The following is a 23,425-nucleotide window of genomic DNA, read 5'->3' as shown; positions in this document are numbered from 1 at the left end:
ATGCGCACCATCCTGTCGCTCCTGCCCGTCGCCGCGATCCTCGTCGGCGCCACGCTCGCCCACGCCCAGCCCGACACCCGCGGCGCCGAGGCGCTGTTCCGCCAGGGCAAGACCCTCATGACCGAGGGCAAGCTGGCCGAGGCTTGCTCGGCGTTCGAGGGCAGCTACCGCAAGGACCCGGCCACGTCGACGTTGCTCAACATCGCCGACTGCCGCGAGAAGAACGGCCAGTTCTCCTCGGCGTGGGGCGCGTTCGTCGAGGCCGAGCGCCGGAGCCGCGGCTCGACCGACCCGGCGCAGCAGGCGATCAACGCGCTCTCGAAGGAGCGCGCCGCCAAGCTCGAGCCGCGCATCTCGTTCCTGACGATCAGCGTGCCCGACGAGGCCCGCGTCGACGGCCTCGTGATCACGCGCGACGATGAGCCCGTCGACGGCGCCGAGTGGAACCGCAGCCTGCCCGCCGACATCGGCACGCACACGATCGTCGCCAAGGCGCCGGCCTACGAGTCGTGGTCGACGACCGTGACGATCGCCGCCGAGCAGGAGAAGCAGTCGGTCACGATCCCGAAGTTCCGGCCGCTGCCCAAGCCCAAGCTCGGCACCAAGGTCGACGTGATCGATCCGTCGCCGATCACCGCCAAGCGCAAGCTCGCCATCGGCCTCGCGGCCGTCGGCGTGGTCGGCATCGGCACGGGCATCGGCCTGTACTTCCCGGCCAAGAGCCAGAACGAGGACGCGATCAACGAGCCCGACAACGCCAAGCAGAAGGCGCTGTGGGAGTCCGCCAACCAGAAGTACCTCATCGCTCAGATCGCCGGTGGCGTCGGCGTCGCCGCGCTCGGCGCGGCCGCGTACCTCTGGTTCACCGGCAAGCCGCGGACGATCGAGCGGCCCATGGTGACGTTCGCGCCGTCGGTGACCCCCACCGGCGCCGGCCTCGTCGCCGCCGGCTGGTTCTGACGTCGCGGCAGATCACCGCGTTGGTCGAGCGCGGGGCGCCTGGCGCCGGACGCCGCGGCAGATCACCGGACCGGGCGCGCGACGCGCGGGGCGCTCGGCGCCTGACGCCGCGGCAGATCAGCGGACCGGGCGCGCGACGCGCGGGGCGCTCGGCGCCGCCAGCCAGGCCCGCAGCGCCGCGATCTCGTCGCCGCCGTCGCTGCGCGCGTAGTCGGTGATCGCCGCGTCGGCCAGGGTCCGGGCCCGCGCCCGGGCGGTGGGCTGCGCGCGCCACAGCGCGCGCGCCAGCAGGTCGCGGGTCTCGGCCAGCTCGTACGGCGCCGACGCGGACGCCTCGCGGATCGCCAGCGCGCGCTCGAGCCAGGCGACCGCCGCGGCCGGGTCGCGCGCGAGATCGAGCTGCGCCAGCCCCATCAGCGGGTACGCGACCATGTCGCCGTCCGGCCCGAGGATGCGCTCGAACAGCGCGCGCGACTCCTGGTAGCGGGCCCGGGCCCCGGTCCGGTCTCCGGACAGCCGCAGGATGTCGCCGAGGTTGGACAGCACGGTCGCGATGCCGCGTTCGTCGCTGCCGCCGTTGGCCTGTCGGATCGCGAGCGCCCGCTCGAGGTGCGCGCGGGCGCCGGCCAGGTCGCCGCCGCGCCGGGCGGCGTCGCCGAGGTTGTTCTCGACCATCGCGAGCAGCGGGTGCTGCTCGCCCAGCGCGGCGCGGTAGATCGCGCCGGCCTGCGTGAAGCTGGCCACGGCCTGGGCGTCGTCGCCCTCGGCCAGCGCGACCGCGCCCAGCGACATGAGCGCGTTGCCTCGCTCGACGTGCTCGGGCGGCAGCGAGCGCTCGATGATCGCCAGCGCGGCCTGGTAGTGGCGCCGCGCCGGCGCGAGCTCGCCCAGGGCGTAGTGGACGTGGCCGAGGTTCACGTGGGAGACCGCGACCAGCGGGTGGTCGGCGCCAAGCGCGCGCTCACGGGCGGCCAGGGCCTCCTCGTGGTGGACGCGGGCAAGGTCGAGCGCGCCCTGCATGCGCTCGAGCTCGGCCACGTCGTGGATCGCCTGGGCCACCTGGGGATCGTCGGCGGGCAGGGCGCCGCGCCGCAGCGCGAGCGCCTGCGCGAACTCGTCCTGGGCGTCGGCGTAGCGGGCCTGGCCGCGCCGCACCAGCCCGCGCATCTGGTGGAGGTCCGCGCGCAGCAGCGGATCGTCGCCGGCGCGGATCACCGCGGCCTCGGCCGCCCGCGCCAGCAGCAAGCCGTCGTCGTGGCGCGCGAGCCGGTGCCCGACGATCTCGACCAGGGCGGTCCAGCTGCGCGCGACCAGCGCGTCGTCATGGGCGGCCGCGCCCGCGGTGACCGCCTGTTCGAGCGTGGTGATCGCGTCCTGGTTGCGCCCGACCGCGCCCTCGAGCTGGCCGCGCCGGAACAGCGCCTCGGCGATCACCGGCGCGTAGCCGGTGGCCTGGGCGGCGGTGGCCGCGGCGGTCGCGCGGGCGAGGCCGTCGGCGTAGCGACCGGCGCGGCCCAGGCCGGTCGCCCCGGCGAGCTGATCGCGCGCGGCGTCGACGCGGGCGCGGACGGCGCCGTCGGTCGGCGGCGGGATCGGCGCCATCAGGCGCGCGAGATCGGCGCAGCCATCGACCGGCGTGATCGCGCCGGCGGCCTCGAGCGCGCGCGCGACCAGGGCGCGGTCGGCGCGGGCGAACGCGGTGACCAGCGCCGCCAGCTCGGCGCGGCGATCGTCGAGGCAGCGGGTGCGCAGGTCGAGCGCGGCGGCCGACTGGGTCCGGCGCACGTGGGTCGCGCGGCAGGCGTCGGCGCGCATCGCGATCCAGCCCGCGGCGTAGCCGTCGAGCCGCGCGATCGTGCGCTGGGCGATCGCCGCGCCGTCGGGGTGCCCGCTGGCGGCGAACGCGGCCGCGAGCGCGGTCCGCGCGTCCGGGTGCCACACCGTCGCCAGCTCGGCGTCGACGTGACACGCCGCGCTCGCCGGCGCGCCGCGACCCACGACCAGCACGAGCGCGAGCGCGGCCACCGGCGCCGCGGCGATCAGCGCCCACCGTCGTCGCCGCGGCCGCAGCGTGGCCTCGAGCTCGTCGACCAGCGCGGTCATGTCCGGGTAGCGGTCGGCGGGCGCGTGGGCCAGCCCGCGCTCGAGCGTCCGCCGCAGGCGGCGCTCGATCGTCGCCGGCACCGCCGCGCGCAGCCGCGGCACCGGCCCGGTCATCGCGGCGAGCAGGTCGGGCACGGTGGTCGCGAGGTACGGTCGGCGCCCGTCGAGCGCCTCGAACAGCGCCACGCAGAAGCCGTACTGATCGCTGCGCGCGTCGCCGGTGCTGACGGCCGCGAGCTGCTCGGGCGCCATGTACGCCGGCGTGCCGATCAGCTGGCCGGTGCGGGTCGAGGCCGGGTCGAGCCCGCCCGACGGATCGATCGCGACCGCGCGCCCGGGCGCGGCGACGTTGTCATGGCTGTCGCGATCGCCGGCCCGCGCGTCGTCGCGGTCGCCGGCCCGCGCGCCATCGCGGTCGCCGGCCCGCGCGCCATCGCGCGCACCATCGCGCGCGCCATCGCGCGCACCATCGCGCTCGTCGCGCTCGTTGCGCTCGTCGCGCTCGTCGCGCTCGTCGCGCTCGTCGCCCTGCGCCAGCGCGGCGGTGCGCGCCAGCCCGAAGTCGGCGACCCGGACCCGACCGTCGTCGCCGACGAGGATGTTGCTGGGCTTGACGTCGCGGTGCGCGACGCCGGCGGCGTGCGCAGCGGCCAGGCCGCGCCCCGCCTGGACGAACACGCCGACGATCGCGCGCCAGTCGCGGCCCGCGCCGAGCCACGCCGCCAGCGTCGAGCCCGCGACCAGCTCGGCGGTCAGGTAGACGCGGTCGCCGACGGTGCCGACGTCATGGACCGGCAGCACGTTGGGGTGCGCGAGGCGCGCCATCGCCTGGGCCTCGCGCCGCAGCCGCGCGGTGCGCTCGGCGTCGCGGGGGGCGTCGGCGCCGCCCTCGCGCAGGACCTTCAGCGCGATCTTGCGATCGAGCTCGCGATCGTACGCGGCGTACACCACCGCCATCGCGCCGGCGCCGACCACGTCGAGCAGCACGTAGCGCTCGGGCAGCCCCGGCGGTCGGGCGGGTCGCGCCTCGGGCTCGTCGACCTCGGCCGGGCGCAGCCGCCGGCGGGCTCGTCCGCCGCCGCCGTCGGCGCCGGCGCGTACAGCGCCAGCAGCTCGCGACAGCGCGGGCACCCGTCGACGTGATCGTCGAGCGCGCGGCTGGCGTCCGGAGGCAACAGCCCGGCGACGAACTCGACCAGGCGGTTGTCGTCGGGGCACATCATCGCGCCGCCAGCCTACCGCGCCCGCGCGCCGCTCACCTGGCCACCGGGAAGCCCCAGTACGCCCGGAGCTTGGTCTGGGCCTGGTCGGCGTGGACCTCGAGCGGGAAGCCCTGCGCGGGGTCGGGCTTGAGGTCGAGGCGCATGCTCATGAACACGCCCGGCTTGATGCCGCTCGCGAGGTCCTTGCGGATCCACGCGGTGCGCGGCGTGTTCTTGACGGTCTGCGTGCCCTTGGCCACGCAGCTCTCGCGGTACTCGACCCGGCCGTCGGGCAGGATGCGGTTGACGCGGTTGGTCTCCTTGCAGCTCCACACCGGCTCCTTCCACGACACGGTCTTGAAGCTGACCACGACGCCGTCGCCCTTGGCCACGACCTTCGCGACCTGGCCCTTCTGATCGCGGTCCCAGTTGATCTGGTTGAAGGTGGCCTCCCACGCCTTGACCATCCAGTCGTGGTCGCGATCGATCGCCGGCAGCGGCCCGCCGAAGGTGCCGGGCTGGACCGGGAACCGGAACTTCTCGGCCGCGATCTCGCTGACGACGTCGAGCGTCGCCCAGAACGCGGCGGTGCGCGGGCCGCGGCGGCTGCGGCCCAGCCCGAGGAGCTTGTGCTCGGTGTCGGCGAGCGCGTGGCGGCCCTGCATCGAGTCGCACGCGACCAGGGCCTTGAGCAGCGGCTGGCCGACGTCGTCGTTGACCGCGTCGACGACGTCGTCCTTGGTCGTCGGCGCGCGGCTCGCGACGTGCTGCTGCAGCGCCTCGCGCAGGGTCTCGCCGCAGGTCGTGAGCGTGCGCGGGTCGGCGTCGCGGAACGCGTCCTCCATCGCGAACGCTTGATCGAGCGCGGCCTTGTTCGTGGCGCGCAGCTTCACCCAGGCGGCGAAGCCCTGGGCTGGCGTCTCGAGGATGCGCGCGTAGGCGGGGTCGGTGCTGACCAGGGCCTTCCACCCGGCCTGGTAGCTGGTCAGGAGCTTGCGCGTGTACGCGAACATCTCGCGGGCCCGGACCCGCGCGAGCGGGCTCAGCTTCAGCGCGTCGACGGCGCGGTCGAACGCGCGGCGGTCGAGCTTGACGGCGTCGTGGCCGCACACGGCCCAGCGCCCGAGCGCGCGGTCGGCGGTCGCCGGGTCGATGCTGCTGGCGCCCGGGTTGAGGCAGCGCAGCACCCAGGTCAGCCGCACCAGCTCGTCGGGCGGCTCGGCGGCGCGGTCGATCCAGTAGCTGGCGGCGCCCATCTCGGCGCCGCCATCGGTGCCGTAGCCGACCTCGGCCGGCAACCCCCGAGCAGCCGATCGCCTGGGCGCGGAACAGCTTGAACAGGCGCTCGGCCGGCGCGTCGGCCTTGCTGCCCCCACAGCGGCTTGCACTCGGCGGTCGTGACCTTCTGGGCGTCGCGCAGCTGCGGGCGGGCGGCCATCGCCTCGCGATCCTCGCGCTCGGTGGTGCCGACGATGTTGAGCCAGCCCTGGCGGTAGAACGCGATCCACTGCTGGCGGGCGGCGTCGTCGGGGCGATCGCAGGCCAGGGCGGCGATCTGCTGCAGCAGGTCCTCCGAGTAGCCGCTGCGCTGGAGCTCGTCGTACGGGATGCTGGCGGGCAGCCACGGCCGCGGCTTGTAGCCGGCGCACCAGGTCGGGGCCATCGGCTTGACGGTCTCGACGCCGGGCGCGAGCGGATCGTTCCACGACGGCGCGCCCGGATCGGGCTGACCCTTCTGGGCGAGGGCGGTCGCGTACAGGCCGGCGAGCGCCGGGACCAGGCAGAGAAGAAAGGCGAGGCGGTGACGCATGCTCCCCGGACGGCCGTCGCCCCGGGCGTAGCGTTTTTCTTTGCACGACCCGCCGAGCGCGCATCCCCGCGATAGGCTTGGGTGTGGAGGGGTCGTGAGCAGCCGTCCTGACGTCGCCGGGTTCCTCGCCGCGCTCGATCCTGCGATCCGGGATCGCTGGGCCGAGGTGCCGGACCTGGCCGCGCGCCTCGCCGACCTGGTCGCGGTCGCCCGCGCGGCGTGGCCCGACCTCGTCGACGACGCCGCCGACCTGCTGGCGTACGTCGCCGCGCGGGTCCCGCTCGATCCCGGCCCCGACGAGATCCTGGGCTCGCTGCGCCCCGCCGACCTGGCCCTGGCCCGGGCCTGCGCGCGCGGCGTCGCCACCGCGATCGAGCGCTTCGAGGCCGCGCTGTTCGACGAGGTCGACGCGGCCTGGGGCCGGGTCCGGGACGCGCCGCTCGATCGCGGCGAGCTCCGCCAGGCGGTGCGCGCGAAGCTGTTCGTCGCTGACGATCGACCGCCGCGGGTGGCCACGTACCAGGGGCGCGGCGAGCTCCGGGCCTGGGTGCGGATGGCGTCGACGCGGATCTTGCTCGACGAGCTGCGCGCGCGGGCCGCCCGCCCTGCGCGGCCCGGCGGCGATCACGACCTCGCCGACCTCGCCGGCGCCGGCGACGATCCCGAGCTCGGGTTCCTCAAGCGTCGCTACCGCGCCGACTTCCGCGCCGCGTTCGCCGAGGCCCTCGCCAGCCTCGCGCCCCGCGCGCGCAACATCCTGCGCCACCGCTACCTCGACGGCCTCGACGTCGAGGCCCTCGCCGCGCTCTACGGCCTGCACCGGGTCAGCATGTCGCGCACCCTGACCCGCATCCGCGACGAGCTCCACGCCGCCATCCGCCGCGCGTTCATGGCCCGCGCCTCGGCGTCGATCGCGACGAGTTCGAGAGCATCAGGACGCTCATCGGCAGCCGCCTCGACGTCAGCCTGTCCGGGTTGCTCGCGTCGACCGACCGCGGCGGGTGAGCGGCGGCTCCGGCTCCGGCTCCGGCTCCGGCTCCGGCTCCGGCTCCGGCTCCGGCTCCGGCTCCGGCTCCGGCTCCGGCTCCGGCTCCGGCTCCGGCTCCGGGGGCCTCACAATGGTCAATCATGTTGACCAATGGCGCCGCCCGGAATATGGTCAATACAGTTGACCATCCTGGAGGACGCCATGCCCGTGATCCCGACCCCGACCGCGCCGACCCATCAGCTGCCGCACGCGGCCTTCACCTCGCTCGCCACGCCCCGGCGCGGCAGCCAGGAGACCAGCGTCTGGCGCGTCGTGCTCGCGCCCGGCACGCCCGGCGTGCCGCACCAGGTGACGCGCGAGGAGATCTTCGTCGTGCTCGCCGGCGCCGCGCGGGTCGTGCTCGGCGGCGTCGAGTCGAGCGCCGCCGCCGGCGACGCCATCGTCGTGCCGCCCGACACCAGCTTCCAGCTCGAGGCCGCCGGGGCCGAGGCGGTCGAGCTGATGTGCTGCATGCCGGTCGGCGGCCAGGCCCGCGGCGCCGACGGCCAGGTGTTCACGCCGCCCTGGGCCCAGTAGCCGTGGCCGCGACCGCGCCGCCGCTGTTCCTCGCCCGGCTCCTCGGCATGGCCTTCGGCACGCTCGTCGACGATCTGCACGCGCGCTCCGCGCTCGCGGCTACACCGACGTGCGCCCGTCGTTCGGGTTCATCCTGCTCGAGGCCGCGCAGGCGCGATCGACCATCACCGACGTCGCCGCGCTGATGGGCGGCAGTAAGCAGGCCGCCTCGAAGCTGGTCGCCACCGTCCGCGCCCGCGGCTACGTCGCGCTCACGCCCAGCCCCGACGACGCCCGCGCCAAGCTCGTGACGCTGACGCCCGCGGCCGCCGCCTCGCGGCCGCCGTCGAGTCGATCTACACCGAGCTCGAGGCCGAGTGGGCCGCCCGCATCGGCGCCCCCGCCTCACCGCCCTCCGCCGCGACCTCGAGCGCGCCGTCCGCCTCCGCCACGACGGCGCCCTCCCGCCGCTCCGCCCGACGCGGTAGGTGCCACCGCCGCGGCGGCCGCTCGGCATCGCCGCCCGCCGCCACCGACTTACGCACCGCCCGCTTGACTGCCGACGGCGGCGCGATAGAGTCGGCCCCGCTGCGGGATTAACTCAGTGGTAGAGTGTCAGCTTCCCAAGCTGAACGTCGAGGGTTCGAATCCCTTATCCCGCTCGAAGGTTCGCGAGCAGCGCGCAGGGGTTGCGAGATCGAGGTGGGCGAGCGCCTCTTCCGCGGTTCCGCCTCAGGTTCCACCTGCACGCTGCCCGTCGCGCTCGCGCCTGGTCGAATACGGCCCCGCAAGTCGCGGTCGAGGCGTGCGGGACATCGCGCGCGATGATCGGATCGTCCACGCGTCGATCTCAGCGCTGTCGCCAGTAGCCGGGCCAGCGCTTCCCGTGCGCAATCGCGACCACCTCGACGGAGACGTCATCGACGATGAAGAAGACAACGTAGGGGAACCGACGCACCGGACGGAAACGGTGGGGAATGCCGGGTCGCCAGATCGGCGCGGCGAAACGGCGACTCGCCGATGCGCTCGAACACTTCGTCGATCGCGGCGACGAGCTCAGCGCCGAGTCCAAGCTTGCGCGCTTCGTACCATTGGGCCGCAGCCAGCAACTCGTCTTCGGCCTCGGGCCGAACCCGGAGCAGGCGCACTACTGGGTCGCTAGCTTCGCGAGGATCCGTGCTCGAACGGCGGACCACTCGGGCGCGGGTTCGGTGCGCGCGGCCGCAGCCGCCTCGCGACGAACCAGCTCGGCCTGCCACGCTTCGTCCCACCCGCTATCCGCGGGCCCGTCGACGCTCGCGATCAGCTCCGACGCGAGGGTCAGCCGCTCGTCCTCGGAGAGGGCGAGGGCCTGATCGAGGAGCTTCGGCGCCGTGCTCACGGGCAGATCCTAGCAGGATCCCGGTCCCACCGAAGGTCCCACCGCAGGCGCGACGCTGCGAGACGACGCGAGACGACGCGCTCCGCCAGCCATCCTCACCCGGCCAGCTTGGCGGCGAGCATGTCGCGCAGCGCGCGGACGCGGGCGGGGAGCTGTGCGACGGGCGCTGACACGAGGTAGAGCGGCGCCGACGCGAGCGCGTAGCCGGGGACGACGCGGACGAGGTCGCCGCGGGCGACGGGGCGGGCGGCGACGAACGTGGGCAGGAGCGCGATGCCGCCGTCGGCGCAGGCGAGCTCGGCGAGGGTCGTGAAGTCGGCGCACGCGATCGAGGGCGGGCGGGGGCGGCCGGCGGGCGCGAAGGTGCGGACGCCGCGGACCATGGGCCACATCACCTCGTGGCTGGTGAACTCGGCGGCGCTGCGCGCTGAGCTGCGCGATCGGGGACGCGTCTTCTGGGAGCAGCGAGCCGACGCAATGGCGAGGACGTCGGCCGCTACATCCGCGCGGTCTTCGACAGCGACGACGTGCTCTCGCAGCTGCGCGCGGTGCAGGGCATCGTCACCCACCTCGAGACCTTCCCGGTCGAGCGCGCCCGGGGCGACGTTGCCAAACGGCGTTCCGCGTGCCGAGCCGGTCGCCGGCGCACGGGACCTGACCTGGATCGGTGGATGCGGTAGTTTCTCCCGGCCATGTGGCCATTCGGCAAGAAGAACCCCACCGACGAGCTCTGGTCCTGGTTCCGAAAACATGGAGAGACCTTCCGCGATCCTCGCTCTCTCGATCCGCGCGCGATCGAGAAATTGGGGAGGCTGCTGTCGGCGATCGAGGACGGCATCGTGTACGAGTTCGTGATGGCCGACGGGCGCGCGAACGAGCTCGTGATCAGCGCGGATGGCCGCCCGGGGCTGTTCGGGACCGTCATCGACATCGTGAACGCCGCGCCCTCGCTCGCGGGCTGGAAGATCACAGCGTTTCGACAACCCGGACCGATGACCGGCACCATCGAGATGGGCGACGTGAAGCTGTCGTACGAAGACATCTGGTTCCAATCGAGCAACGACGGAGGACGAACGAACCTCGTTCTCGGCGTTCGCGGGATGACGGAGGAGAACCACCAGCAGCTCGCCGGGGCGGTCTTCATCCTGCTCGACGACGCGCTCGGCGAGTTCGTCGCGGGTACGTCGCTGGGCGCGGTGGACTTCGCTGACCTCCCAGCAGATCCGCCGTCGAAAGGGTTCCGGCCGCTCGTCGAGGTGACCCAGGTCGTCAAGCGCATCGTGCAGTAGCACTGATCGCGTGCGGGGAGGTGACGCGTCCGGGCGCGATCCGGCTTTGCGGGCGGTGTGATCTCGCGAACTTGATGATCGCTGGACCCACCTCCCGAGCTTCCCGCGCTGAACGTCGAGGTTCGAATCCCTTGCCCCGCGCGAAGCAGCGCGACGCATGTTGGCCGGCTGAGATCGCTCTCAGCCGGTCGCTTTCGTTCGAGCTCCCGATGCACAGCGTTCGGGTTTCCGGTGGCGCGCGCCCGCGACCGGGTCCGCACGCCAACGCGCTCCGCCCGTCACCCTCACCCGGCCAGCTCCGCTGCCAGCATGTCCCGCAGCGCGCGGACGCGGGCGGGGAGCTGCGCGACGGGCGCGGACACGAGGTAGAGCGGCGCCGACGCGAGGGCGTAGCCGGGGACGACGCGGACCAGCTCGCCGCGGGCGACGGGGCGGGCGGCGACGAACGTGGGCAGCAGCGCGATGCCGCCGTCGGCGCAGGCGAGCTCGGCGAGGGTCGTGAAGTCGGCGCACGCGATCGAGGGTGGGCGCGGGCGCCCGGCGGGCGCGAAGGTGCGGACGCCGCGGACCATGGGCCACATCACCTCGTGGCTGGTGAACTCGGCGGCGGTGCGCGGCGTGCCGCGGCGCGCGAGGTAGCCGGGGCTGGCGAAGAAGCCGGCGGTCAGCGCGCGCAGCCGGCGCGCCACGAGGCTGCCGGCGCCGGGGCGGCCGAGGCGCAGCGCGAGGTCGACGCCGCGCGTGAACGCGACCACCTGGTCGGTCAGCTCGAGCTGGAGCTGCACGGCCGGGAACTGGGCGCGGAACCGCGGCAGCAGCGGCGCCACCAGCGTGCGCCCGATCTCGTGGGTCGTCGTCAACGTCACCACGCCGCTGGCGACGGCCTGCGCCGCGGGGGCCGCGGCGACCGCGGCCTCGAGCTCACCCAGCGGCGCGACCACCCGGCGGGCCAGCGCCTCGCCCTCGGGCGTCGGCCGCACGCTGCGGGTCGTGCGCACGAACAGGCGCACGCCCAGCTCGCGCTCGAGCGCGCCGATGACCCGGCTGACCCGGGTCCGGTCGACGCCGAGGCCGCGGGCGGCGACGGTGAACGAGCGGGCCTGGGCGACCCGCGCGAAGACCTGGAGGTGGTTCAAGTCCATTGATGTGATTCTGGCACCAATGACGTGCCCGATCGACGGATTGTTGTCCGCGGTCCGCGGCCGCAAGGTGGGCCCATGACCCTCCACCTCGCCCGCATCGTCTCATCGTCGTTCGTCGTCGCTGCCGCGCTGGCCGCGGCGGCCTGTCACCACGGTCGGCCCCGCACCCCGGCCGGCATGACCCTGGCGGCGGCGCCCGCGCCCGCGCCGCTGGCCACGCTGGTGTGGGTCGGCCGCGGCGCCGCCGAGCGCTACGCGGACGGTCGCTGGCACCGCGCGCCGGCCTTCGACTACGAGTTCTCGGTCGAGCAGCGCCGCTACGCCGACCACTGGGACTCGGTCAAGACCATGCGCCGCTACCACCCGGACTACGACGGCTCGGCCGGGCCGCGGCTGCAGGTCTACCTGTTCCACCTGGCGCTGGCCCCGGGCGCCGCCGGCGAGGTCGCGTACCGCGTCGGCTCGACCCTGGGGGCCGGCCACGGGCGCGGCGATGGCGAGTTCCGCGAGGCGGTGCTCGAGATCGACGCCGACGTCAGCATGTTCGCGCCGTTCGACCGCTACCGGATCACCCAGCGCTACCAGTACGAGGACGGTCGCCTGACCGAGGACGTCGAGCTGAACGACGGCGCCGCGCCGTGGGTCCGCAACCACGAGGAGGCGGTGCTGTTCGGGCCGTCCCGGTTCGCCCAGCCGCCGACGACGTTGACCGCCCGGGCGCCGTGAGCCGGCGACGCGGGCCTGGCGTGGCGCTGGCGGCCGCCGGGCCGCCGGCTACAGCGACAGGATGTCGATGCCGACGTTGGCCATGATGCCCTGGGCGTCGCCGCTGTCGCCGAGGCTGGGCAGCCACAGCGAGACGCGGCCGCTGAGCTTGCCCTTCTGGTAGCCGGCGCCGACGTTGGCGCCGAGCTTGGTCTCCGAGTCGCTGGCGCTGCCGATCGACGCGCGCAGGACGGTCAGGCCGATCTCGCCGGCGACGAACAGCCCGCCGCTGCCGACGTTGTAGCGCGCGCCGACGTAGAAGGGGATGTACGACGTCGAGACCATGGCGGGCGTGCCGACGTCGGCGATGTAGCCGGCGCGGACGCTGACGCCGAGCTCGGGGGTGAGCGGCAGCTCGAAGCGCAGCAGGCCACCGACGGCGAAGTCCGCGAAGTCGCCGTAGTCGCCGAGCGGCAACACCGCGACGCCGTCCACACCGAGGACCTTCGGGCCCTTCTCGTTGTCGGCCGCGGCGACCGCGGGCACGGCGATGACCGCGAGCAGGGTGAGCAAGAACGAACGGTGGACCTTCATTGGGTATCCTCGCTGGCCGCGTCGGCGACCGGATGAATGGACGGTGACGCGCAACGGTAGCATCAGCCTCGATCGGATTTCAGAATCGGACCTCGCGATGGCGCGATGACACGCCGCGCGATGGCGGCGGGTCTGGGTGCGGGCGATCGGCGCCTGCGATCCGCCGCGGACGGCCCGATCGGCGACGGCCTGCCGCGGACGGGACCCGCTCGGGGCCCGCACGAACGCGTGACCCAGCCTTGAGGGACCGCCACGGTGCGAGTAGAACGGCCGCATGCGCTCCCTGCTGTTCGCCGCTCCGCTCGCTGTCATCGCCGCCTGCGGCGGCTCGTCTCACCCGGCCGCGCCGGCGCCGTCGGCGCCGGTCGCGTGGAGGGACATGGACGCCGACCAGCGGCACGAGTTCATGGAGGACGTCGTCATGCCCAAGGCCAAGGAGGTGTTCATGGCCTTCGACGCCGAGGCGTACAAGGACATGGACTGCGGCACCTGCCACGGCCCCGGCGCGGACGACCGCTCGTTCGAGATGCCCAACCCCGACATCAAGGCGCTGCCGTCGTCGAAGGAGGCGTACATGGCCTGGATCGGCCAGGACGCCGAGGCCGCGCGCATGACCAAGTTCATGGGCGAGCAGGTCGAGCCGATGATGATCGAGCTCCTCCAGATGACGCCGTTCGAGCCCGAGACCGGCAAGGGCGAGTTCGGGTGCATGAACTGCCACACGCTCGAGGGCGGCGCGCCGGCGACGCCCTGAATCCTCAGGCGCCGAGCGCGGTCGGGGCCGCGGCCTCGTCGACCTGCGCGAGCTCGGCGTCGTCGAACGGCCGGTCACGCAGGCGCTGCCGTGGCGATGGATCGCACGACGCCCGATCACGCGCCAGCGCCCGTGCGCGCGCCCGGTCAGCGCGCCGGGCGCGTCAGCAGCGCGAGGCGGATCATCCAGGTCGGGCTCTCGAGCAGCAGATCGCCTGGCGTCGCGGCGCCGACCGACCAGCGCGGGAACAGCACGTCGAGGCTGAAGCCGCCGTCGCGCGACAGGTAGACGTCGGCGCCGGCCTTGAGCGTGTAGCCGAACGACACCGTCTCATCGAAGACCGCGCCGGCGCAGTCGGCGCAGGAGAGCTGGAACAGGCCGCCGACGCTGCCGCCGAGATCGGCGCGCACGCTCCAGGTGTCGCCGCCGGCGACGCGCGGGCTCAGCACCAGGCCGACGCTGAACGGCATGACGATGAAGCCGTGCGGGTCGGCGCTCATGAGCGGGGACTCGAGCGACGTGCGGTACAGGCCGAGCTGGATGGCGCCGCCGCCGCCGTCCCGCCCGCTGTGCGCGTCGAGCTCGACGCCGAGGGTCGCGCCGCCGCTCGAGCGCATGCCGTCCGCGCCGGTCACCGACCAGCCGGGGCCGACCGCGGCGCCCAGCTCGAGGGCGGTCATCCTGACCTTGGGTGCGGGCGCGCCACCGCCGGTCACGACCACGCCGCCGCCGCCGCCCGGGGTCGGGACCTCCTCGCAGAACTCGAGACCGCCGAGGTTGCCCTCGCTGACGAACTCATCGGCGCGGCCGTCGTGGTCGCGCGCGTACTCGCAGTCCGCGCGCGACGCGAACGGGCCTTCGCGGCCGCTGATCGCTAGCTGGTGGGGTGCGCACCTGCCCGTACAGGACCACTCGTAGTACCAGGCGCCGGCGGCCGCGACCGCGGGGAACCCGACCACCGTCAGCATTCCGATGAGGGCAGCGCACGATCGCGCACTGGTGTTCCGCATGACGCGCTGATCTGCAAGTGATGTACCGGTCGACGATCCAGGGCGCGACGCCAGCTTGCGCGTCGACGGAGCTCCGGTACGCGCAGGCCCTGCCGCGTGGTGAGCGACGCCCTGCAAGCGCCGCGCGCGGGCTCCTGCCCCGCGCGGTCGCGGGCACGACCTGACGAGGCGTCGAGGTCGTCGGCGGTGCACGTCGTCGGCGCCGCGCCGCCGACCGGCGCGCGCTACACTGCCGCCCCACCGCCGATGTACACGACGATCCTGTTCGACCTCGACCACACGCTGTTCGACTCCGACACGTCGGAGGCCCAGGCGTTCGCGGGCGCGCTCACCGCGGTGGGCGTGGCCGACCCGGACCGCTACTTCCCTCAGTACAGCGCGATCAATCGCGGGCTGTGGGCCGCGGTCGAGCGCGGCGAGCTGGCGACGAGCGCGGTCAACGCGCGGCGGTTCGAGGCGCTGGTCAGCGCGGCCGAGCTCGACGCCGACCCGCGCGTGCTCGCCGACGCCTTCGTCGTCGGGATGGGGGCGTCCGGCGACCTCTACCCAGGGGCGCGCGCGCTGCTGGCCGAGCTGGCCGGGCACGCCCACGTCGCCCTGGCCCTGGTGACCAACGGGCTGGCCGCGGTGCAGCGCGCGCGGGTGGCGCGCCTGGCGCTCGACGAGTACTTCGACGCGATCGTGGTGTCGTCGGAGGTCGGCGTCGCCAAGCCGGCGCCGGCGATCTTCGACGTGGCGTTCGCGCAGCTCGGCGAGCCAGCGCCGAGCACGGCGGTGATGATCGGCGACAGCCTCACCTCCGACCTCCAGGGCGGTCGGCGCTACGGCATCGCGACCTGCTGGTACAACCCGCACCGGCGCGCGGCCGCCGATCGCGCGCTGATCGACCACGAGATCGCGGCCCTCGACGAGGTCCGCGCGCTGGTCGCCGCGCCCGCGCTCGACTGATCCGCGATCGCGTCGGTCCATGGCGGGCACCTTCCAGACACTGCGCTTCGTGGGGCCGCTCGGCGGTGCCCGGTCGACCTGGCCGGCCGCGCTGTTCGACGGGATCGCCCAGCACGCGCGCGGGCGCGGCGAGGTCCGCGCGATCCGACGGCTGGTGTGGCGGGACGTGCACGGCCTGGCGGCGAGCGCCTGGGACCAGCTCGGCGTCCAGCCGAGCGACCTCGAGGTCGTGCCGAGCGGCGAGGCGTTGACGGTCGAGGACCGCGCCGACGCCGGCGGTGCGTCGATGCGCGAGGTGTTGACGGCCTGGCCGGCGTCGCCGTGGGCGGGCGTCTGCGTCGAGCTCGACCTGTGGGCGGGCCCCGACGGCTTCCCGGCCATCTTCGGCGCGTGTCACTGGTTCGTGTGGTGGTTCACCGACCGGTGGTGCGTGAGCGCGATGGTCGAGTATCCGACGAGCTCGGTGGCGCGCGATCCGCGCTGGACGGCGTGGATCGGCGCCTTCCACGCGGACGCCGCGGACGCGCTGGGCTGCACGCCCGGTCAGCGGGGCGCCGGTCTCGACGTGTTCGCGCCCTGAGGCGGGGCGGCGGCCCCGACGGGTTCGCGCCCTGCACGTCGAGGTGGGAGCGCGTCACGCACAACGCGGTGGCGCCGACCGCGTGCCCGTGACCGGGCGCGTCGCCGTCGCGGCGACTCATGGGCGCGGGTCGGGCGGGACCCAGGTCACCGCGGCCGGCGCGTCCGCGCGGAGCGTGCACGCGCCGTGGTGGGTCTCGGTGCGGTCGTACTGACTGGTGAAGTCGCGGTCGAGCGTGTAGCTGAAGCTGGCGGTCCAGCCGCTCGAGGTCGCGTCGACGCGGGCGACGGCGATGGCCTCGTCCTGGCTGACGGACAGCGCCGGCCAGCCCAGCCGGGCGCGGACCGCGGCGACCAGGATCCGGCGCAGTGCCGGCGGCGCCCCGGGCGGAGCGCTGAAGCGGACCCGGTGATCCTGGGCAGTGCGCGCCAGGACGACGGGGGCGTCGTCGCGGTCGTCCGTCGAGTTCAACGCGGGCACGCGCCATAGTAGTGGATCTCGGGCGTGAACGCGTGGCCGCGGGCCGGATCGGCGCAGACGTGGACGTGGTAGCGGTCGGTGAAGTACGCGGTGCCGTCGCCGGCGCGGAGCTCGCCGAGGTGGCCGCCCTGCGCGTCGAGGCTGGTCGGGGCGGCGCCGTCGAGCTCGGTGCAGCCCAGGACGACCGTGCCGTCGCACAGGATCCCGTACAGCTCGACCGCGGCGTCGCCCGGCACGGTGGTCGTCACGTCGCCGGCCGCGGCCAGGACCTCGAGCGGGCCCGGCGTCGGGCGGTGGTAGTGGTAGGTGCCGCGCTGCTCGGGGTGGGCCTCGTAGCCGTCGAACGTGAAGCGCTCGGCGGCGATGTCGTCGCCAGGCGCGGCGGTGCCGGTGAACAGCGCCACCGAGTCGATCGCGACGCCGATGGGTCCGAGCCCGTACTCGGCGGGGCTGGTGCCGGCGGTGGCGTCGATCAGGTCGGGGATGATCGGCACGCCCGCGAAGGCCGGCGCGTCGGGGATCGTGATCGAGATGGCCTGGCGCGCGAGCTGGTTGGGGTTGGGGTGGTACGCGGCCCCGCGCGAGGTGTCGAACGCCGCGAAGTTGGGGCTGGCGTCGCCGTAGTAATAGGACGGGTGCGGCGGCAGGTCCTCGGTGGTGATCGTCACGCTGGCGGCGCCGCGGGTGATCGTGACGCACTTGAAGTAGCGCTGGTAGAACGCCGGCGCGTCGGCGGCGACCGACGTGGTGCAGGTCGCCAGGGTCCGGACGTCGGAGGTCGCGTCGGGGCCGGCGGCGGTGTCGTCACCACCGCAGGCGAGGGCGAGGACGAGCGGGGACAAGAGCAGGGTAGGACGGCGCATGGGGTGATGGCCTCTGCAACCGGCGGACCGCGGCGGACGACGTCGTGGGCGTCCGTGCACGCGGCGGCGACCGCGCGTCCTGCGGATCCTGCAGGCCGGGTCCGCAGGAGTGCAGCGCCGGCGCCACAGTCGTCACAGCGCTGGTTCGACCGCGGCCGGGCTACGCCAGCGGTCGCGAGGGCCGGCCCGATCGTGGCGGCGGCGTTGCGCTGCACGCGACACGTTGACGATCATCGCGTCGACCGCGAGCGGCGTGCCACCGCCGCCGGTCGCCGCCGGCCGCGGCGCGCGACGAGGGCGACGAGCGCGACGAGCGCGCCCCCCGACCACGGTGGCCGGCCCTGGGCGCCGCAGCAGCCGCCGGGATCGCGGCCCCCGGCGCCGGCGTCGAGGCCGGCGTCACCGCCGCCGCCGCTGAGCACCGCGACCTGCGCCGGCGCGGTGACGGTCTGGTTGCCGTGGTCGTCGACCGCGGTGATGACGACGGAGATCGTCGCCGGCAGCGCGACGGTCGTGACCGCGCGGTAGAGATCGCCGCCGATCGGGCGCGCGGCGATCGGCGCGCCGCCGTCGATCGTGACGTGGACGTCGCGCAGGTGCAGCGCGACGTCGGAGGTCGCGCGGTCGACCAGCGCGAACCGCAGCGCGGTGGCGCCGGCGACGGTCGTGACCTGGGTCTCGAGGGCGCGCACCCGCGGGCCGCGGCGGTCGATCGCCTGGGCCGGGGCGCCCAGGTACACGCGGTTGAGGAACGCGCCGCCCTCGCCCTGGGCGGTGATCGCGTCGAGGCGGCCGTCGCCGTCGAGGTCCCCGAGGTCGAGCCCGAGCGTGCTGTCGTCGACCGGCGGGAACGCGTCGGCGACCGCGGCGAACCGGCCGGTCCCGTCGTTGACGAGCACGCGCTCGACGCCCGACAGCGACGCGACGATCGCGTCGAGGTCGCCGTCGTCATCGACGTCGACGCACTGGACCTCGTTGTCGTCGGCGCTCGGGTCGCCGGTGACCCGGGCCGCGGTCTCGTCGGTGAAGCGGCCGGCGCCGTCGTTGATCAGCAGCTGCTCGCGCAGCGGCGCGGCGCCGTTGTCGAGCCACAGGTCGAGATCGCCGTCGCCGTCGACGTCGCAGGCGTCGGGGCCGTAGACGTAGGGCCCGGTCTGATCGGGCAGGTCGGCGCCGGCGGCCGCGAACTGGCCGTGGCCGTCGTTGCGGTACAGGAGCGACTCGCCGACCCGGCTGGCCACGATCAGATCGAGGTCGAAGTCGCCGTCGGCGTCGAACAGATCGACGTCGATCGGGCCGGTGCCGGTGCCGCCGGTCGTGGTCGGGGGCACGGCGCCGGCGACCTCGGCGAAGTGGCCGGTGCCGTCGTTGTGGTAGGCCAGCACCCGGCTGGCGGCGTCGGGCGGCGCGTCGCCCCAGTCGGTGATGATCAGGTCGAGGTCGCCGTCGCCGTCGAGGTCGCCGAGGCGCACCGCGCCGGCGCGCGAGCTGGTGCCGAGGCGCGCGGCGCCGTCCTCGACGAACCGCAGCGGGCCGGCGCCGCTGTTGATGAACACCGCGTCGGGCTGCAGCGCCCAGGCGTCGGGCGCGATCAGGTCGAGGTCGCCGTCGCCGTCGACGTCGCCGATCGCGACCTGGCGCAGGCGCCCGGCGAACCCGGCCACCGCGGTCGCGCCGACCTCGGTCAGCGCGCCGGCGCCGTCGTTGACGTAGACCGCCATCGGCGCGGTCGTGCCGGCGCGGTAGTAGCCGCCACCCGACGCGAACACCGCGTCGAGGTCGCCGTCGCCGTCGAGGTCGGCGAGCGCGACGTAGTTCGAGTAGCAGCCCTCGTTGCTGGTCGCGCACGGCTGCGGCTGCCCGAGCCGCTCGGTGTGCTCGACGAACAGCGGCGCCGCGGCCGCGGGGCCGGCGAGCGCGGCGACGATCAGCCCGGCGGCGGGGCGGCGCGGGGACGGTCGGCGCATCCGCGGACAGTACGGTCGATCGCCCCGCTCGTCGGGGGGGCTCGGGTCGCGGGACCTCACACGCGCTGTCAGGGTGCTCCGGGGTGGTGCGGAGCCGGCACGGGTGGTCGCGCACCGGCGCTGGGTCTCTGGTGGACGCGCCGCGCGCTGCGGCGCCCATCGGCCGCGCAGGGATCCCCGCAGCTTGCGCCGCGCGGCGCAGCGCGTCGTGAAAATTGATGTAGGCGGACCGGCGCGTTTGTGGTGACATCGCGGCCCCCAACCCGATGAGGTCCCCCGTGAAGCTTGTCCGCGTCCCGTTCCTTCAGATCTCGACCGCGATGCTCCTGGCGATGGCGGTGGCGGCGTGTGGCCCGGCGGCAGGCGGCAGCGATGACGACGACGACGGCACCGGCGTCGACGCGGCGAACAACCCCAACTGCGCCAACCCGGTGCCCGAGATCTGCAACAACGGGATCGACGACGACTGCGACAACATCGGCGACTGCGACGACGCGGACTGCTCGAGCGACCCCGCGTGCTCGAACCCGAACTGCGGCACGCTCGAGGAGCAGGCCGGCTCGCTGGTGCTGCCCGACGGCGCGTGCCCCGAGGACGAGACCCTCCCCTGCGACGGCTACGAGAGCCAGCTCAACTTCACGGGCTTCAGCAACGGCCAGACCCTCAACGACGTCTCGAAGCTGCTCGGCGTGTGCGTCAACATGGAGCACACCTGGATGCGCGACCTGGTGATCTACGCGCAGTGCCCGAACGGCACGCGCGTGATGCTCTCGGACTTCGAGGGCCACTCTGGCGGCGAGGTGCTGCTGGGCCAGCCGCTGCCGGACGACGGCCCGACGCCCGGCGTGGGCTGGGACTACTGCTGGACCCCGACCGCGACCAACCTGCCGTGGATCCCGTACGCCAACGCCAACAACGTCGGCACGCTCCCGGCCGGCGACTACCAGTCGTCGCAGCCGCTGACCGCGTTCGTCGGCTGCCCGCTCAACGGCAACTGGACGCTGCGCGTCGAGGATCGCTGGGGCATCGACAACGGCTTCATCTTCAACTGGTCGGTGAAGTTCGACGCGTCGATCGTCGAGGACTGCGCGAGCTGGCCGGGCTGAGGCGGCGGTGATGGCGCGCCGCCGGCCAGGGGGGCCGCGGCGCGCGACGGGTGCGGTGGGAACGGGTGTGTTCGGGGCGGTGGCGCAGGCGGCGTGAGCGGCGTCGTCAGGCGTCCGCGGGCGCGGCGCGCGGGCGGGCCTTGCGCGCCAGCGCGCGGGCGTCGCGGCTCGCGCCCTTGGCGGTGAGCCCCGGGAACCGTGCCAGCAGGTGCTCACCGACCGGCCCCAGCACCGCGTCGCGATCCTTGACCAGCTCGAGCAGGGGCGCGGCGCGCGTGACCACGATCGCGAGGTCGGTGTCGACCAGCGCGTCGAGGCGATCGCAGATCGCGGCGCGCAGCGCGTCGGCCGACAGCGCGTCGAGCACCGCGCGCGCGGTCGTGCGCTTGAGCACCGCCGGACGCTCCTCGATGAACTCGATCAGCTGCGGCACCGCGGCCGGGCCGACCGCGACCAGCGCGTCGGCGATGATCTCTGGCCGCCACGCCGCGGCGTAGGCCTCGAGCAGCGCGTGCACGCCGCGGACGTCGCCGAGGTAGCCCAGCGCCATCGCGGCGGTCACGGCGGCGTCGTTGCCGCGGCCCCGGCGGCCCAGGGCGGTGATGAACGTGTCGACGCTGTCGCCGTCGCCGAGGCGGCCGAGCGCGCGGCCGGCGGCGTCGCGGACGTCGCCGGCGATGTCGCCCGCGAACGACAGGCGCAGGAGCGGGATCGCCTCCTCGTCGCCGAGGTCGGCGAGCGCCTCGGCCGCGCGCGCGCGCTCGTCCTTGCCCGAGGCGTTGAAGAGCTGGCGGCGCAGCGCCTCGCGCGCCGCGCGATCGCTGGGGTCGACGCCGGTCGCGCGCTGCAGCGCGGCGCGAGCGAGGCCGCGCACGGCGTGATCGCTGTGACGCTCGGCCGCGGTCCGCAGGCTGGCGATCGCGGCCGCGCCGCCGATCGCCTCGAGCACGCGCAGGGCGGTCAGCGTGGCCATGCGCGGCGGGGCCAGCGTGCGGCCGCGGCGCCGGCGCGGGGGCGCCCCGGCGCCGTCGTCGATGAGCGCGCCCGCCTCGGCCAGCGCCCGCTCCGGGAACTGCCGCGCCGCGAGCGCGACGTACGGCGACGCGCTGCCGTCGGCCCAGGTCGGGAACACGTCACCGAGCAGCGCGTCGGCCGACAGGCCCTGGTAGTGGCGCGCGTAGCGGGTCGCGGCCTCGAACCGATCGAGCTCGCCGCGCGCGACCCGCGCGGCGATCGCCGCGGGCGCCAGCGCCTCGTCGCTGGCGCGCACGTACACGCTCGCGTACATCGCCGACGCCTCGAGCGCCGCGCGATCGACCGCGGCCGCGCCGGCCAGGCGCGCGAGCGCGATGCCGAGCACCTGGTGCAGCTTGATCAGATCGTCGAGGCGCGCGTCGGCGTCGCGCGCCGGCAGCGCCGCCAGGAGGTCGGCCGGCTTGGCCAGCCCGAGCTCGCGCAGCCGCGCCACGAGCGGCTCGACCCGGCGCGCGGTCACCGAGGTCAGGCCGGCGTGGAGCAGGCCGGCCAGCTCCTCGCGCACCTCGCCCAGCGCGATGGCCGCGGTCGACAGGCCCATCGCGCGCGCGGTCGCGGCCCAGCGCGAGCGGCCGGGCGCGGCCGGCGTCGCCACCGCGACCTTGCGGGTCCGGGCTGGGTCGACGACGACGACGCTGCGCAGCTCGAGGCCGGCGCGGCCGCGGACGACCACCGCCAGCGGCGCCACGGTCGGCAGGGCCCCGTCGAGGCTGAGGTCGCCGATCAGCGCCACCAGCGCGACCCCGGCCAGGCCGGTGGCCAGGCGGTCGGCGACGCGCTCGTCGTCGGGCAGGAACAGCGCGGCCCCGCCGGCGTCGACGAGCTGCAGGCGCCCGCGGTCGGCGATGAGCATGTCGCACGCGATCGTCACCGGCAGCGCGTCGGGCGCGAACAGGTCCTTGCGGTGGTCCTGGAGCGCGGCCAGCGCGGCCTTGACGTCGGGCAGCGCGCCGGCCTGCAGCCGCGCCAGCGCGTCGCCGGTCAGCGGCGCCCGCGTCGGCGGGTCGAGGTCGAGGCGACGGGGCGCGTACGACGGGTACAGGCTGCCGCTGGCGCCGCGCAGCACCGCGCCGGCGTGGCTGGGCTTGGGCGGCGTCCGCTTGGCCAGGAACCGCGGCAGGATCTGCTTCTCGCTGTAGTGCCCGCCGCTGGCGACGTCGACCAGGCGGCTCTCGCGGATCACGAAGTCGTCGGCGGTCTCGCGGGTCACGAACGCGATCTCGATCAGCTCGAGGTCGGTGATCGGCGCACGATCCTTCTTGGTCCAGGTCTTGCCGATCAGCTCCTCGACGTGGCGATCGTCGAGGGGCTCGCCCGCGAGGTGCTTCTCGACCTTGCGGGCGGTGAGCAGCAGGTCGGCCAGGAGCTCGGCGTAGCCCGACTCGTCGAGCGCGCCGCCGGCCGCCAGCAGGTCGGCCACCGCGACGGTCTTGGCCGACAGCCGCCGCAGCTTGTGCTCGCGCAGGTTCTCGCCGAGCGCGCGGATCTGCGGCGGCCGATCGTCGGCCATCGCGGCCACGCCGGCCACCGCCAGCTCGCGCACCAGCGTCAGCACCTGGGCCACGCCGGCGCGCATCAGCTCGGCGGCGTCGACCTTGCCGGTCCTGACCGCCTTCTTCTTGCCGTCGGCGGGGCCGGCCGGCGCGGTGTCGGCGACCGCGAACGCGTCGGGCGTGCGCGACCACGCGACCAGCAGCGCCGCGGCGTGCTTGCAGAACGGCCGGCTGCGCGCGGCCATGCACGAGCACCGGCCGCGCGGGCCCTTGTCGTCGAAGACGATCTGGACCTTGTAGGTCTGGCTGCCGGCGGCGTCGGCGAACAGCTTGTGCTGGTAGCGGGCCAGGTGGGCCAGGCCGCCGTCGTCGGCGATCTTGGCGCCCTTGGCCAGCTCGCTCGCGTCGGTGACGATCGCGCGTAGCTCGGGCAGTCCGATCCGGGGAGCGTCGGCCATGG

The 23,425-nt window shown here is 74.8% G+C and carries 24 protein-coding genes and 1 tRNA gene; 11 read left to right on the top strand and 14 right to left on the bottom strand.

Translation table 11 applies throughout. The features are described 5' to 3' along the window. A complete protein-coding gene (locus IPL61_35995) occupies nucleotides 1-960 on the top strand; it encodes a hypothetical protein (protein ID MBK9036596.1) in 960 nt (319 codons plus the stop codon). 117 nt (nucleotides 961-1,077) lie between these two features. Here the strand turns inward: IPL61_35995 and IPL61_35990 are convergent, their stop codons facing one another. Genes IPL61_35990 through IPL61_35975 form a run of 4 tightly spaced genes read right to left on the bottom strand, consistent with a single transcriptional unit; the run spans nucleotide 1,078 to nucleotide 6,075 of the window. Next, on the bottom strand, nucleotides 1,078-4,050 hold the full coding sequence (locus IPL61_35990) for a serine/threonine protein kinase (protein ID MBK9036595.1): 2,973 nt from the start codon (nucleotides 4,048-4,050) through the stop codon (nucleotides 1,078-1,080). Continuing rightward, nucleotides 3,966-4,286, bottom strand: a complete 321-nt coding sequence (locus tag IPL61_35985; GenBank protein MBK9036594.1) for a zf-HC2 domain-containing protein — start codon at nucleotides 4,284-4,286, stop codon at nucleotides 3,966-3,968. The genes IPL61_35990 and IPL61_35985 overlap by 85 nt, the downstream gene beginning before the upstream one ends. A 32-nt stretch (nucleotides 4,287-4,318) precedes the next feature. Beyond that, entirely contained in the window at nucleotides 4,319-5,563 is a 1,245-nt protein-coding gene (locus IPL61_35980; protein MBK9036593.1) for a hypothetical protein, read from the bottom strand. Further along, nucleotides 5,458-6,075, bottom strand: coding sequence for a hypothetical protein (locus tag IPL61_35975; GenBank protein MBK9036592.1), 618 nt, complete (start codon nucleotides 6,073-6,075; stop codon nucleotides 5,458-5,460). Before IPL61_35975 ends, IPL61_35980 begins: the two co-directional genes overlap by 106 nt. 94 nt (nucleotides 6,076-6,169) lie before the next feature. On the opposite strand from IPL61_35975, the gene IPL61_35970 reads away from it, so the two are divergent. The 4 genes from IPL61_35970 to IPL61_35955 all read left to right on the top strand — a co-directional run bounded on the left by IPL61_35970 (nucleotide 6,170) and on the right by IPL61_35955 (nucleotide 8,280). Further along, a complete protein-coding gene (locus tag IPL61_35970) occupies nucleotides 6,170-7,210 on the top strand; it encodes a sigma-70 family RNA polymerase sigma factor (protein MBK9036591.1) in 1,041 nt (346 codons plus the stop codon). A gap of 54 nt (nucleotides 7,211-7,264) precedes the next feature. Beyond that, a complete protein-coding gene (locus IPL61_35965) occupies nucleotides 7,265-7,639 on the top strand; it encodes a cupin domain-containing protein (protein ID MBK9036590.1) in 375 nt (124 codons plus the stop codon). 109 nt (nucleotides 7,640-7,748) lie between these two features. Further along, nucleotides 7,749-8,174 (top strand): winged helix-turn-helix transcriptional regulator, encoded by a 426-nt coding sequence (locus IPL61_35960; GenBank protein MBK9036589.1) that lies wholly within the window; start codon nucleotides 7,749-7,751, stop codon nucleotides 8,172-8,174. A 34-nt stretch (nucleotides 8,175-8,208) separates the two neighbouring features. Next, nucleotides 8,209-8,280: transfer RNA gene (locus IPL61_35955), tRNA-Gly, on the top strand. 255 nt (nucleotides 8,281-8,535) lie between these two features. Here IPL61_35955 and IPL61_35950 read toward each other — a convergent pair. The 3 genes from IPL61_35950 to IPL61_35940 all read right to left on the bottom strand — a co-directional run bounded on the left by IPL61_35950 (nucleotide 8,536) and on the right by IPL61_35940 (nucleotide 9,382). Then, complete coding sequence (locus tag IPL61_35950) at nucleotides 8,536-8,766, bottom strand: hypothetical protein (protein MBK9036588.1); 231 nt, start codon at nucleotides 8,764-8,766, stop codon at nucleotides 8,536-8,538. Next, nucleotides 8,766-8,999 (bottom strand): addiction module protein, encoded by a 234-nt coding sequence (locus IPL61_35945; GenBank protein ID MBK9036587.1) that lies wholly within the window; start codon nucleotides 8,997-8,999, stop codon nucleotides 8,766-8,768. Before IPL61_35945 ends, IPL61_35950 begins: the two co-directional genes overlap by 1 nt. A 95-nt stretch (nucleotides 9,000-9,094) precedes the next feature. Beyond that, nucleotides 9,095-9,382 carry a hypothetical protein gene (locus IPL61_35940; GenBank protein ID MBK9036586.1) on the bottom strand — a complete coding sequence of 96 codons (288 nt, stop codon included), beginning with the start codon at nucleotides 9,380-9,382 and terminating at the stop codon, nucleotides 9,095-9,097. A 309-nt stretch (nucleotides 9,383-9,691) separates the two neighbouring features. On the opposite strand from IPL61_35940, the gene IPL61_35935 reads away from it, so the two are divergent. After that, entirely contained in the window at nucleotides 9,692-10,288 is a 597-nt protein-coding gene (locus IPL61_35935; GenBank protein MBK9036585.1) for a hypothetical protein, read from the top strand. Nucleotides 10,289-10,572: 284 nt separating this feature from the next. Here the strand turns inward: IPL61_35935 and IPL61_35930 are convergent, their stop codons facing one another. Then, nucleotides 10,573-11,430 (bottom strand): LysR family transcriptional regulator, encoded by an 858-nt coding sequence (locus IPL61_35930; protein MBK9036584.1) that lies wholly within the window; start codon nucleotides 11,428-11,430, stop codon nucleotides 10,573-10,575. Nucleotides 11,431-11,505: 75 nt separating this feature from the next. On the opposite strand from IPL61_35930, the gene IPL61_35925 reads away from it, so the two are divergent. Next, a complete protein-coding gene (locus tag IPL61_35925) occupies nucleotides 11,506-12,156 on the top strand; it encodes a hypothetical protein (protein ID MBK9036583.1) in 651 nt (216 codons plus the stop codon). Between the two features lie 48 nt (nucleotides 12,157-12,204). Here the strand turns inward: IPL61_35925 and IPL61_35920 are convergent, their stop codons facing one another. Continuing rightward, nucleotides 12,205-12,729 (bottom strand): hypothetical protein, encoded by a 525-nt coding sequence (locus tag IPL61_35920; protein ID MBK9036582.1) that lies wholly within the window; start codon nucleotides 12,727-12,729, stop codon nucleotides 12,205-12,207. A 274-nt stretch (nucleotides 12,730-13,003) separates the two neighbouring features. Here IPL61_35920 and IPL61_35915 point away from each other — a divergent pair, with 274 nt between their 5' ends. Further along, on the top strand, nucleotides 13,004-13,483 hold the full coding sequence (locus IPL61_35915) for a hypothetical protein (protein MBK9036581.1): 480 nt from the start codon (nucleotides 13,004-13,006) through the stop codon (nucleotides 13,481-13,483). 146 nt (nucleotides 13,484-13,629) lie between these two features. Here IPL61_35915 and IPL61_35910 read toward each other — a convergent pair whose 3' ends face one another. Beyond that, nucleotides 13,630-14,451, bottom strand: a complete 822-nt coding sequence (locus IPL61_35910) for a hypothetical protein (protein MBK9036580.1) — start codon at nucleotides 14,449-14,451, stop codon at nucleotides 13,630-13,632. 228 nt (nucleotides 14,452-14,679) lie between these two features. On the opposite strand from IPL61_35910, the gene IPL61_35905 reads away from it, so the two are divergent. After that, nucleotides 14,680-15,441, top strand: coding sequence for a noncanonical pyrimidine nucleotidase, YjjG family (locus IPL61_35905; GenBank protein ID MBK9036579.1), 762 nt, complete (start codon nucleotides 14,680-14,682; stop codon nucleotides 15,439-15,441). Nucleotides 15,442-15,460: 19 nt separating this feature from the next. Further along, nucleotides 15,461-16,021 carry a hypothetical protein gene (locus tag IPL61_35900; protein ID MBK9036578.1) on the top strand — a complete coding sequence of 187 codons (561 nt, stop codon included), beginning with the start codon at nucleotides 15,461-15,463 and terminating at the stop codon, nucleotides 16,019-16,021. A gap of 117 nt (nucleotides 16,022-16,138) precedes the next feature. On the opposite strand, the gene IPL61_35895 is transcribed toward IPL61_35900, so the two are convergent. From IPL61_35895 to IPL61_35885, 3 genes are all read right to left on the bottom strand, one after another. Next, the gene (locus IPL61_35895) at nucleotides 16,139-16,501 is read right to left on the bottom strand and encodes a hypothetical protein (GenBank protein ID MBK9036577.1); all 363 of its coding nucleotides are present in this window, start codon (nucleotides 16,499-16,501) and stop codon (nucleotides 16,139-16,141) included. Beyond that, complete coding sequence (locus IPL61_35890) at nucleotides 16,489-17,364, bottom strand: YHYH protein (protein MBK9036576.1); 876 nt, start codon at nucleotides 17,362-17,364, stop codon at nucleotides 16,489-16,491. Before IPL61_35890 ends, IPL61_35895 begins: the two co-directional genes overlap by 13 nt. Nucleotides 17,365-17,594: 230 nt before the next feature. Continuing rightward, entirely contained in the window at nucleotides 17,595-19,331 is a 1,737-nt protein-coding gene (locus tag IPL61_35885) for a VCBS repeat-containing protein (GenBank protein ID MBK9036575.1), read from the bottom strand. Nucleotides 19,332-19,609: 278 nt separating this feature from the next. On the opposite strand from IPL61_35885, the gene IPL61_35880 reads away from it, so the two are divergent. After that, nucleotides 19,610-20,437, top strand: coding sequence for a hypothetical protein (locus IPL61_35880; protein MBK9036574.1), 828 nt, complete (start codon nucleotides 19,610-19,612; stop codon nucleotides 20,435-20,437). A gap of 106 nt (nucleotides 20,438-20,543) precedes the next feature. Here the strand turns inward: IPL61_35880 and IPL61_35875 are convergent, their stop codons facing one another. Beyond that, complete coding sequence (locus IPL61_35875) at nucleotides 20,544-23,423, bottom strand: SWIM zinc finger family protein (protein MBK9036573.1); 2,880 nt, start codon at nucleotides 23,421-23,423, stop codon at nucleotides 20,544-20,546. Nucleotides 23,424-23,425: the final 2 nt, after the last annotated feature.

It is taken from the genome of Myxococcales bacterium, assembly GCA_016717005.1.
In the GTDB taxonomy this organism is placed as follows: Bacteria; Myxococcota_A; Polyangia; order Haliangiales; family Haliangiaceae; genus UBA2376.
This window is presented reverse-complemented; position numbering and strand designations above follow the sequence as displayed.